We start from the raw sequence: 10,546 nt of genomic DNA, 5'->3' as shown, positions 1-10,546 counted from the left end.
GGGGAGCGCACCGAATGGCGCGCGACATGCTGTGTGCTGCATCTTAACCTTTCCGCGCCCCGCCGGCGCCGGTTCGAGTTGGGTATCCGACGGCAGGTTTCCTGGCTCGCGGGTCGCGGCATCTGGCAACCTTCCCGGGATGTCCCAGTGGTACTTTTGCCATGTGCTCGCCGCTTACAGTTGCGGGGGCAGCTGCGGAGTTCAACCGCATTCCCTTCGAAACCCTCTTGCGAGGGACCATCCGCCCAATCGATAAGTGACCCCCCGTGCTTCGTCAATCGCCCAACGCGCCCTACACATCGATCGAAAGGCCATTATGTCCGATGCCATCCTGCCGCCTTTAACCCTTGTGCTCGGAGGCGCGCGGTCCGGCAAAAGCTCGTATGCGGAAGGGCTGATCTCGGCGTTGCCGCGGCCGTGGGCGTATGTGGCAACGGCGGAAGCGTTCGACGAGGAAATGCGTCAGCGCATTGCGCATCATCAGGCGCGGCGCGGACCGGATTGGGTTCAATACGAGACCCCGCTAGACATCGCTGCGACGCTTGCGGGAGAGGCCGCCGATCAGCCGTGCCTCGTCGATTGCCTGACGCTTTGGCTCTCGAACCTCATGCACGCCGAGCGGGATATCGCGCGCGAAACAAGCACGCTCGTCGAGGCGCTTTCGAAACGGTCCGCACCCTGTATCATGGTCTCGAACGAGGTCGGGCTCGGCATCGTGCCGGACAATGCTCTGGCGCGACGGTTTCGCGATGAAGCCGGATGGCTCAATCAGCGCATCGCAGCGGTTGCGGATTGCGTCGTCTTCGTTGCCGCCGGGCTACCGATGACTTTGAAAGGTTGATGATGAGCACTCCAGAAACATCCACGGACGATGCGGAACGTCACAAGTCGAAAATGGCGAAGCGCAAGGCCGTGCAAGACGCCGAGGTCGCGAGCAAGACGATCGAGAAGGGCGTACTGCTCGTGCACACTGGCCCCGGCAAGGGAAAGTCGACGGCGGCGTTCGGGCTCGCGCTTCGCGCGCTTGGCCACGGCTGGCGGATCGGCGTCGTGCAGTTCATCAAGGGCGCGTGGCAGACCGGCGAACGCGATGCGCTGATGCGTTTCGGCGATCAGGTTTCCTGGCACACGATGGGCGAGGGCTTCACCTGGGAGACGCAGGACCGTGAGCGCGACATTGCTGCCGCGACGCGTGCGTTTGCAAAGGCTCGTGAGTTGATGGCCGATCCGACGATCCGTCTGTTGATCCTCGACGAATTGAACATCGCGCTCCGCTACGATTACCTGCCGATCGACGAGGTTATCGCGGCGTTGCGTGACCGGCGCAGCGATCTGCATGTCGTCGTCACGGGACGGAATGTAAAGCCGGAGCTTATCGCGCTTGCCGATGGCGTCACCGACATGGGAGCCGTCAAGCATCACTTCGCGGCGGGCATCAAGGCGCAGGAAGGCATCGAGTTTTAGTGGGTCGATATCTTGCGCGTATCGATGGGTCTCTATTCGAATACGACCGCTGGCCGGCCGCGTGGTGCTTCACCCCACCCCTAACCCCTCCCCGTTAAAAGGAGGGGAATTAGTGGAGAAAACCCAAGGTGCGAGTGCCTGTGACGCTCTCTAGATGTTGAGAAAAGACATGGCCGCGCGGGCGTTGATGTTTTCGGGGACGGGGTCGGATGTCGGCAAGTCGCTGATCGTGGCCGGGCTCTGTCGCCTGTTCGCTAATCGCGGCGTGCGCGTCGTACCGTTCAAGCCGCAGAACATGTCGAACAACGCGGCGGTAACAGCAGACGGCGGCGAGATCGGCCGCGCACAGGCACTGCAGGCGCGCGCCGCACGCGTCGCGGCTTCCGTACATATGAATCCCGTGCTGCTGAAACCGCAGAGCGAGATCGGCGCACAGATCATCGTGCAGGGACGCATGGCCGGATCGGCGGCTGCGCGCGATTTCCAAGCGAAGAAGCGCGATCTGTTGCCGGCCGTGCTGGAAAGTTTCGCGCATCTCAAGGCGGACGCCGATCTCGTGCTTATCGAAGGCGCGGGCAGCGCGTCGGAAATCAATCTGCGCGCCAACGATATTGCCAACATCGGGTTCGCGCGAGCGGCGGACGTTCCAGTCGTGTTGATCGGCGATATCGACCGGGGCGGTGTCATCGCAAGCCTCGTCGGCACGAAGCATGTGCTCGACGTTGACGACGCGGCGATGATCCGCGGCTTTATCGTGAACAAAATGCGCGGCGACGCTTCGCTGTTCGCGGATGGCATGACGGCGATTGCGCGACTGACGAATTGGGCCCCGCTTGGCCTCGTTCCCTATTTCGACGAAGCGCGTAAGCTTCCGGCCGAGGACGCGCTTGGGCTGCGCGATCTGTTGAAGTCGGGTTCGCCCGCGCGCAACGGAAAGCTGACGATTGCCGTGCCGATGCTGCCGCGTATCTCGAACTTCGACGATCTCGATCCGCTCAGGAACGAGCCAGATGTCAGCGTTGAGATGATCGAACGCGGTCGCGCCATTCCGGCGAATGCCGATCTCATTCTGCTGCCAGGCTCGAAATCGACGATCGACGATCTGGCAGCGCTACGTGCGGAAGGCTGGGACATCGATATCAAAGCGCACGTTCGGCGCGGCGGACGCGTGCTCGGGCTATGCGGCGGCTATCAGATGCTCGGCACGTCGATTTCCGATCCGCACGGCATTGAAGGCCCGGCGCGTCGCGTCGAGGGGATTGGACTGCTCGATGTCGAGACAACGCTTGGGCCGGAGAAACGACTGGCGAACGTCGAAGGTACGCTCCGCGCGAGTGGCGCTCCGTTCTCGGGCTACGAGATGCACGTCGGAGAGACGACCGGCGCTGATCTCGAGCGGCCGTTCCTGACGTTTTCGGACGGGCGAAACGACGGCGCAGTCTCGCAAGACGGACGCGTGGCTGGTTGCTACGTCCACGGACTGTTTTCATCCGATGCCGCGCGGGCGGCGTTTCTTTCGGAGCTTGGCGTGCGTGCGACGGGCGAAAGCTACGAGGCGACCGTCGATCGGGTTCTCGATCGCCTTGCGGATCATCTCGCGAAGCACATCGATATCGATCAGCTTCTCAAGCTTGCAAAATAAGCACGATCGCTGAAAGACCTGCGATCATCAGCCCCCACGCGACGACCGCAAGGCGCAATGCGCGATCGATGTCGTCCGCCGTCGCCTCGCGCCGTCCGTCGCCCATATAGGCATCATCGACGTGCGTCGCGCCGTAGGTCTTCGGGCCGTTGAGCTTGAGGCCAAGTGCGCCCGCCATCGCGCTTTCCGGCCAACCTGCATTCGGCGAGCGATGGCGATGCGCGTCGCGACGCATGGCACGGAACGCGTTGTCCATCGAGCCATTCGGGATGAACCGCGCCGCCAGCGCGAACAGAAAACCAGTCAAGCGCGACGCAGGCAGGTTGACGAGATCATCGAGGCGGGCCGCCGCCCAGCCGAACGCATCGTGGCGCGGCGTGCGATGGCCGATCATGCTATCTGCCGTGTTGATGGCCTTGTAGGCGGCAAGGCCGGGCAATCCGAGCAGCGCGAACCAGACCACGGGCGCGGTGATGCCGTCTGAAGCGTTCTCGGCAAGACTTTCGATCGCAGCGCGCGCGACGCCGTGCTCGTCCAGCGTTTCGGGATTGCGTCCGACGATACGGCCGACCATCGTGCGCCCGGCGTCGAGCCCTTCGTTGCGCAGAGCCTGCGCGACATCGCGAACGTGGTCGTAGAGGCTGCGGCTCGCGAGCATCGTCGAGGCGATCAGCACGAGTGCGATATTTCCGAGCCACGTCGAAGCCAACGTGATTTGGACGATCCACGCGAGACCGGCAGGGATCGCAACGAGGACGATCAGCGCAAGCACACCGGATGCCTTGCGCGCGGCTCGGCTTTCATCGTCGCGGTTGAGATCACGATCGAGCTTTGAAATCAGCGCACCGATCCAGGTGACCGGATGTCCGATGAGCTTATAAAGTCGCTGCGGATAGCCGAACAGCGCTTCGACGCCGAGCGCGGCGACGAGAATAATCAATGTCGTCGCGAGCGACATGATCGCTATCGAGCCTGCGAAAGGAAAGAGCGAGATCTCATTGCATCAGCTGGCAATCGGCAGGCCGCCGATAGCCGATGCAAGCGTGCTCGCCTCTTTCGCGTCTGCCGTCGTCGCATGGCGCAGAGCTTCACCGATCATGACCAAGACGGGGCCATCCGGATGCGCGGCGTCAAGCTCAGCCGCGATCTTTCCAACGGAGGAGAGCAAGACTTGCTCATCGGGGCGCGTTGCGTTCGCGACGGCAATGGCGGGCATGTTGGGATCGAGACCGTGCGAGATCGCAGCCTCGGTCAATTCGCTGAGGGTGCGCTTCGGCATATAGACGACCGTCGTTGCTGCAACGTCCGCAACAGATGCCCAGTCGATGTCGGCGGGCAGATGGCCCCGCCGGTCATGCGCGGTGATGAACTGCAAGCGGCGCGCATAATCGCGATGTGTCAGCGCGACCTTCAGACCGGCGGCAGCGCCCTGCGCCGAAGTCACGCCCGCGACGACGGAAATGGGAACGCCGGCTTCCTGGCACGCGGAAATTTCCTCCCCTGCCCGGCCGAAGATCAGAGGATCGCCGGATTTCAGCCGCACGACGCTCAAGCCCTCGCGCGCCAAGCGGATGATTTCGGCGTTGATGTCGGGCTGCTTGCAGGACTTGCGATAGCCGCGCTTGCCGACGTCGATCAGCTGCGCGCCGGGGCGCACGCACGCCAGGATGGGCTTCGCGACGAGATCATCGAAGAGAACAGCGTCGGCCGATTGCAATGCGCGCAAGGCTTTGACCGTCAGCAGGTCAGGATCGCCCGGGCCTGCGCCGACGAGGGTGACGGTTCCCATCTTCGCCCGCTGACCGGACTCGCTCGCGCCGACAGTGCTCGGCGACGACCCCAGCTCCGAATATCGCGTTTCAAACGGCGTGCGCGGTTGCCATCCGAGGCGCTCAAGCTCCGGATCGAGGTGCTCTTCTTCGGGCCAGCCGAGAAGCAGGTAGCCGATGAATTTCCAATTCGCCGGAGCGCCGAGCATCGCCGAGATTGTCGCGGGATCGACGATCGACACCCAACCCATGCCGAGCCCAGCCTCGCGCGCCGCGAGCCAGAGTGTCGTGACCATGCACGCGCACGAGCTTTCGAGCGTTTCAGGCATCGTCTGGCGGCCGAGGCCATGACCTTGCGCGGCATCATGATCGCAGAAGACCGCGAGATGAACCGGAGCCGCGTCGAACCCTGCGAGCTTCAATTTGCTGTAGAGATTGGCCCGCTCATCGCTGTACGCCTCAGCCGATTTGCGACGCTGCGATTCAAAGTTTTCGACGACCGCGGCGCGCACGGCGCTGTCTTTGACATTGACGATGCGCCACGGCTGGCTGTTGCCGACGGAGGGCGACAGATCCGCGAGACGCAGCAGCCGATCGATCAGCGCATCAGGCACCGGGTCCGCCTTGAACCGGCGAACGTCGCGCCTCCACCGTATCAATTGCGTCAGCGAGATCGGAGCGGCCTGGCCGTCAAATGAATTTTCAGAATCGCGAGATGCCATTGGCAACATTTACCCGGTTTCGAACCGCGCTACAGAGTCGAAAACGCTCCTATAGCATCTTTGACAGGTAGTCAGAGAGGCCCGAGGTCGCAATCGCGACGGCATTTGCAAGCGTCCCTAAGAGCTTAGGTGCCTCTTTCGACGCCATTCAGCCGGTTTTTTCCTCGCGCCGATAATTTTAGCGGACGAAATTTCAGATTAAGCGCTGCTAACCAAATCGGCATGGCGGCAGGCGGCCGTTGCATCCACGCTCGCCCGACAATTCACGCCGATTGAATGGCTCCGTTGCAGGCGGCGCAGAGGTGGTCGTCGCTCTGCGCATCTCCAGCGCGGCGCGGGCTTCCGCACCGGGCGCAGAGTTCGTGATGGCCCCGATGGACGCCGTGCTCCAGCGCAACGCGTTCGTCGAACACGAAACACTCGCCGCGCCACAGGCTTTCGTCAGCAGGGATTTCCTCGAGGTACTTGAGAATGCCGCCGCTCAGTTGATGAACATCGGTGAACCCTTGCGCGAGGAGATACGAGCTTGCCTTCTCGCAACGAATGCCGCCGGTGCAGAACATCGCGATTTTCTTGTCCGGCGTGCTTTGGAGTTCGGACGATATGTAATCGCGGAACGCACTGAACGAGCGCGTGCGCGGATTGCGTGCGCCTTCGAACGTGCCGATGCCGAATTCGTAATCGTTGCGCGTGTCGATGACGACCACGTCAGGGTCTGAGATCAGCGCGTTCCAATCTTTCGGTTCGACGAGGTGACCGGTCAACGTCGACGGATGCAGACCGGGAACGCCGAAGGTGACGATCTCGCGTTTGACCTTCACCTTGAAGCGCTTGAACGGATGCGCGGCCGCGTAAGAATATTTGACGCCGAGAGTCGCGAAACGGGAATCTGATCGAAGTCTGGTGATGGCGGCCGCGATGTCGGCGTCGGGTCCGGAAATCGTGGCATTGATGCCTTCAGGCGCGATGAGGATCGTTCCCTTGACGTCACGCTCCGCGCAGAATGCGCGAAGTTCGCGCTGCAGGGTTGCGGGATCATCGATATCGACGAATTTATAAAACGCCGCGACCGTCGTGCGCGCTGCTTGATCAATCATCGTGTCGTGAACTCGTTATTCGTTTCGTATGTTGACGCCGCATGAGGGCGTCATGGCAGGGTGGCAGGCTTCCCGCTGTCGATGGACTGGGCCGCCGTTTCGCCAGGCCATAATACCGGAGCGAGGAGTTTCGCCGCTATCAGCTTCTCACCGGCGACGGTCAAGTGGTTATCATCGAAATACAGGACCGCGCCATCGATCGCTGCTTTGCATTCGTTCTCATTGCAGAGCGCCGGAAGCAAGGAAATATAGGTCGCGCCAGCGGCCGAGGCGAGGCCTGCGAGCGTCGCATCGAGCTTTCGCAAGGCCTGCATGTCGGGCCGAAAAGCATATGTCTCGGGCTTTGTTCCGAGCATGGCTTGTCGCGCCAACGTGGCCGGGACAGGCAGCTGGTTCGGATGCGGCGGCACCTGGCCAAACAGTATGACGCGGTGGCCAGCGGACGACATTGCCCGGAGCGCCGCTTCCAGACCTCGCGTGAAGTCGGTCGAGTATTCCTGCGTCCACGCGACCGCGTTTGCCGCCACGACGATCGTCGTTGGGGCAAGCGCAACCAGATGTTCGATCGTTTTCGCGTTGTACGCGGGGCATTCGCCTTTGCCAGGGTATGTAAAATCGAGCGCGGGCGGACAGCCTGATGCGGTCAATTCGCGGACGCTCTCATTTCTGAGTTCTGCGAGTGCGCCCAGCGCGACGGCCAATTCGGCGCCGTGGCTGTCGCCATAGACGATGGCAGTCGGCGCGACGGGGGCTCCGAGAACGCAGGATTTTTCAAAGTCGCCTGCAAGCGTACCATCGAAATGGCATGCGCCGCGCCTGGGGCTCGCGTCCTGGGCTGCCGCAGCGATGCTCAGGATTTCCGACGGGAAGCGGTTCGGCATGCCTTGAACGCCGACGAGCATCGCCGCCGCGATCGCCAACGCGCCGAGACTCAAGCCGCCGCCCGCGAAGACCGCTTTCCTGCTCGACATCGCGCCTGAGCGGCGGCGGAACGGCGTTTCGACGAAGCGCCAGGTCAGGATCGAAAGCGCGGTCGCGACCGCGATCAAAGTCAGTTGCTGCATTGGCGTGAACGGCTGCACGAGCAGAAGCTTCGCGAAGACGATCAGCGGCCAGTGCCAAAGATACAAGCTATACGAAATCAAGCCGACGAAAACGATCGGCGCATAGCTCAAGCCGCGCGCGACGAGCGTGGTGCCGCCCGCCCAAATGATCAGCGCTGCCCCGACGCATGGCAACAAGGCGGCATATCCTGGGAACGGCGTCTTCTCACCGAAGCAGACAACGGCCACGGCAATGGCGAGCAGTCCGATGATGCTTGCGCTTTCCCGCTGCCACGTCCGCACCGGAGCAGGAATAAGCCCGAGCGCGATCACGCTGCCGAGCAGCAGTTCCCAAGCGCGGGTGTGGATCAGGAAATACGCGGAGCGGTTATTATCAGGTGTCAGCGCGATACTCATCGCGAGCGAGATCACGAGCGCGCCGCAGACGAAAAGCGATACGCCCTTTTGCCCGAGCCGATACGCGAGCGCGAGCAGAAGCGGAAACGCCACGTAGAACTGCTCTTCGACGCCGAGACTCCAGGTGTGCAGTAGCGGCTGCGTCGCGGCGGCCGGGTCGAAATACCCGGTCATGCTCGAGAACCAGACGTTGCTCACCGAGAGTGCCGTCGCCAGCAGGCTCGTGGCATACGCCTTCAATTCACTCGGCAGCAGAACGGCGACGGCGGCGACCGTCGAGAAGGCGCAGACAAAGACCAGAGCCGGGACGATCCGGCGGATGCGCCGCTCATAAAAGTTCGCGAGACTGAACCTGCCCGCCCGCAGATCGGCGGCAATGATCTGGGTGATCAGAAATCCGGAGAGCACAAAGAACACGTCGACGCCGACGTAGCCGCCGGAGAATGGCGTCATACCGAGGTGGCAGAGAAACACGGAGACGACCGCGACGGCCCTCAGACCGTCGAGTTCGGGTCGATATCCGAGATGTCCGTTCCCCACCCGTCGCACTCCAGCAGCGTCGCTCCGCTATAACGCAGGCGCTCTACCATACCCGGCGCCGCCTTTCGCCCGCGCGATGCGCCCGGCGAATGGCCACATTGGCAGTCAACGCTCTCACCGAACAAATCATGGCCCCGGGGCGGAGTTGACCCCACAAATTGCGCTCCAATTCGCAATCTCATAGCGGCGACCGTCAATGCGGTGCCGGCACGATCGTACTCGATATACTTTTTGATACGGTCGTCTTCGTCGCTACGGCAGATAAGCATCCACCTAGCGCTGACTAAGGTCGTCACCTTATACCCTTGAGGCCCGATCTCGCGATGCCATTGAAATCGATCGATATTTTCTATATGTCTAAAGATATGTTGCTATATAGCATCATTACATACTAAAGTAATAAGCTATGTATTGCCTGAATCAATCCGCATGATACCTTCCGCCAAACTCACATCTCCAGGGAGGGGGAATAATGTATAAAAAGATAGTCCTCGCAGCGGCGTTCGCGGCTGGTTCGTTAGGTGTTGTAGGGGTGAGTAACGCGTCCGCCGCAGATTTGGGCGGCAATTGCTGTGCCGATCTCGAAGAGCGGATTGCTGAACTTGAATCGACTGCGGCTCGAAAGGGCAACCGCAAAGTCTCGCTTACCGTGTCGGGGTGGATTGCTGAGCAGGTTGTCCATTGGGACGACGGCGTCCAGTCCAACACATATGTTACCGGGCTTGGTAGCGCCTTCGCCAGCAACGTCAATTTTAGAGGCGAAGCTCAAATCGCGCGTGGCATCACGGCCGGCTATGTCCTGCATATCGAAGCCATCACCAGCGACGTCTACACGACGAACCAAACCACGCCGGATGGTCCTTCGATCTTCACCGGAACGACGAACGCGACACAGGTTCTTTATTCCTATTGGTTCGTGAAAAGCGAAGATCTCGGCAAGATCAGCGTGGGCAGGATTTCTCCTGCTGACGACAGCGCCGTCGTTGCGCTCGACAGCTCTGGAACCTTGGCGGCCGCATATTGGGTTGCCTATGACGTCTTTGGCTTCAATGTTCGAGGCAACTTTGCTCCGGGCGATTCTCTGATTTGGGGAAATGCTTCTTCTTGCCGTGGCTACGGCGGCGGCCCAGGCGACTGCGATGCCGTTCCGCGAAACGTAGTGCGGTATGACTCTCCAGTATTTTCTGGATTCTCCGCTTCGGCATCCTGGGGCGAGGATGACATCTGGGCCGTTGCGGGCTGGTACCACAACACGATCGGCGATTTCAAAATCTCTGGTGTCGTGACGTATTCGGAAAGCATGGACTCTGCTCTCGGCGCGCCGCCGGATGGAAAGCTCAAATACACCCAGGCTGGCCTTTATTTGCAGCATCTTCCGTCAGGCTGGTTTGCGACGGGTGCATGGGGTCACCTGTCTCAAGACGTCAATCCGATGAACAATCCAGATACCGATACCTGGTATCTCAAGAGCGGCGTTCGCATGAAGCTTTCGTCACTCGGCGCGACGATCCCTTATGCTGAATATCTCGGCGCCAACAATAGCGCATTCGTCATCAACGACAGTGGCACGGCGAACGATACGTCGGACGATGTTGGCCGTGTCGTCAGAGGGTCGAGCGCTCAATTTTGGGGAGTCGGCGTTGTTCAAGAAATCGACGCTGCGGCGATGTCTGTCTGGCTTCGCTACAGAGATCACGACGTCGATGTTCCCGGTGTAAACACGAAAAACATGTCGACCATCGTCACCGGTGCAATGATCAATTTCTAAGACACTGCATTCCCTACACTGCCACTAAACTATTACTACGCACTACCACGTTTGACTATTTGGACGACCCGTCATTCAACCCCA

General features: G+C 61.1%; 8 protein-coding genes and 1 riboswitch. Of the genes, 4 read left to right on the top strand and 4 right to left on the bottom strand.

The features are described from left to right. Window positions 1-73: 73 nt before the first annotated feature. A riboswitch (cobalamin riboswitch) is annotated at window positions 74-257 on the bottom strand. A gap of 59 nt (window positions 258-316) precedes the next feature. The 3 genes from cobU to HYPGJ_RS15730 all read left to right on the top strand — a co-directional run bounded on the left by cobU (window position 317) and on the right by HYPGJ_RS15730 (window position 3,106). After that, on the top strand, window positions 317-841 hold the full coding sequence (gene cobU / locus HYPGJ_RS15740) for a bifunctional adenosylcobinamide kinase/adenosylcobinamide-phosphate guanylyltransferase (protein ID WP_046847953.1): 525 nt from the start codon (window positions 317-319) through the stop codon (window positions 839-841). A gap of 2 nt (window positions 842-843) precedes the next feature. Next, complete coding sequence (gene cobO / locus HYPGJ_RS15735; RefSeq protein ID WP_046848481.1) at window positions 844-1,464, top strand: cob(I)yrinic acid a,c-diamide adenosyltransferase; 621 nt, start codon at window positions 844-846, stop codon at window positions 1,462-1,464. Between the two features lie 169 nt (window positions 1,465-1,633). After that, a complete protein-coding gene (locus tag HYPGJ_RS15730; RefSeq protein ID WP_200185766.1) occupies window positions 1,634-3,106 on the top strand; it encodes a cobyric acid synthase in 1,473 nt (490 codons plus the stop codon). Here the strand turns inward: HYPGJ_RS15730 and cbiB are convergent. From cbiB to HYPGJ_RS15710, 4 genes are all read right to left on the bottom strand, one after another. Beyond that, window positions 3,090-4,064 (bottom strand): adenosylcobinamide-phosphate synthase CbiB, encoded by a 975-nt coding sequence (gene cbiB / locus HYPGJ_RS15725; RefSeq protein ID WP_046847952.1) that lies wholly within the window; start codon window positions 4,062-4,064, stop codon window positions 3,090-3,092. The two genes, HYPGJ_RS15730 and cbiB, sit on opposite strands and share 17 nt — an antisense overlap. Before the next feature lie 45 nt (window positions 4,065-4,109). Next, complete coding sequence (gene cobA, locus HYPGJ_RS15720; RefSeq protein WP_046848479.1) at window positions 4,110-5,597, bottom strand: uroporphyrinogen-III C-methyltransferase; 1,488 nt, start codon at window positions 5,595-5,597, stop codon at window positions 4,110-4,112. A gap of 263 nt (window positions 5,598-5,860) precedes the next feature. Further along, entirely contained in the window at window positions 5,861-6,694 is an 834-nt protein-coding gene (locus tag HYPGJ_RS15715) for a rhodanese-related sulfurtransferase (RefSeq protein ID WP_070104072.1), read from the bottom strand. A 50-nt stretch (window positions 6,695-6,744) separates the two neighbouring features. Further along, the gene (locus HYPGJ_RS15710; RefSeq protein WP_046847951.1) at window positions 6,745-8,694 is read right to left on the bottom strand and encodes an acyltransferase family protein; all 1,950 of its coding nucleotides are present in this window, start codon (window positions 8,692-8,694) and stop codon (window positions 6,745-6,747) included. Window positions 8,695-9,166: 472 nt separating this feature from the next. Between HYPGJ_RS15710 and HYPGJ_RS15705 the strand changes: the two genes are divergently transcribed. Continuing rightward, window positions 9,167-10,462 (top strand): porin, encoded by a 1,296-nt coding sequence (locus tag HYPGJ_RS15705; RefSeq protein WP_046847950.1) that lies wholly within the window; start codon window positions 9,167-9,169, stop codon window positions 10,460-10,462. The last annotated feature ends 84 nt before the right edge of the window (window positions 10,463-10,546 follow it).

Source organism: Hyphomicrobium sp. GJ21 (assembly GCF_001006785.1).
GTDB lineage: Bacteria > Pseudomonadota > Alphaproteobacteria > Rhizobiales > Hyphomicrobiaceae > Hyphomicrobium_B.
Note: the sequence above shows the minus strand (reverse complement) of the source record. Positions and strands in the feature narration are given on the sequence as shown.

Excerpts from the sequence above, each read along its gene's own strand:
- cobU (WP_046847953.1), top strand. The coding sequence starts at position 317 with ATGTCCGATGCCATCCTGCCGCCTTTAACCCTTGTGCTCGGAGGCGCG.
- cobO (WP_046848481.1), top strand. The coding sequence starts at position 844 with ATGAGCACTCCAGAAACATCCACGGACGATGCGGAACGTCACAAGTCG.
- HYPGJ_RS15730 (WP_200185766.1), top strand. The coding sequence starts at position 1,634 with ATGGCCGCGCGGGCGTTGATGTTTTCGGGGACGGGGTCGGATGTCGGC.
- cbiB (WP_046847952.1), bottom strand. The coding sequence starts at position 4,064 with ATGTCGCTCGCGACGACATTGATTATTCTCGTCGCCGCGCTCGGCGTC.
- cobA (WP_046848479.1), bottom strand. The coding sequence starts at position 5,597 with ATGGCATCTCGCGATTCTGAAAATTCATTTGACGGCCAGGCCGCTCCG.
- HYPGJ_RS15715 (WP_070104072.1), bottom strand. The coding sequence starts at position 6,694 with ATGATTGATCAAGCAGCGCGCACGACGGTCGCGGCGTTTTATAAATTC.
- HYPGJ_RS15705 (WP_046847950.1), top strand. The coding sequence starts at position 9,167 with ATGTATAAAAAGATAGTCCTCGCAGCGGCGTTCGCGGCTGGTTCGTTA.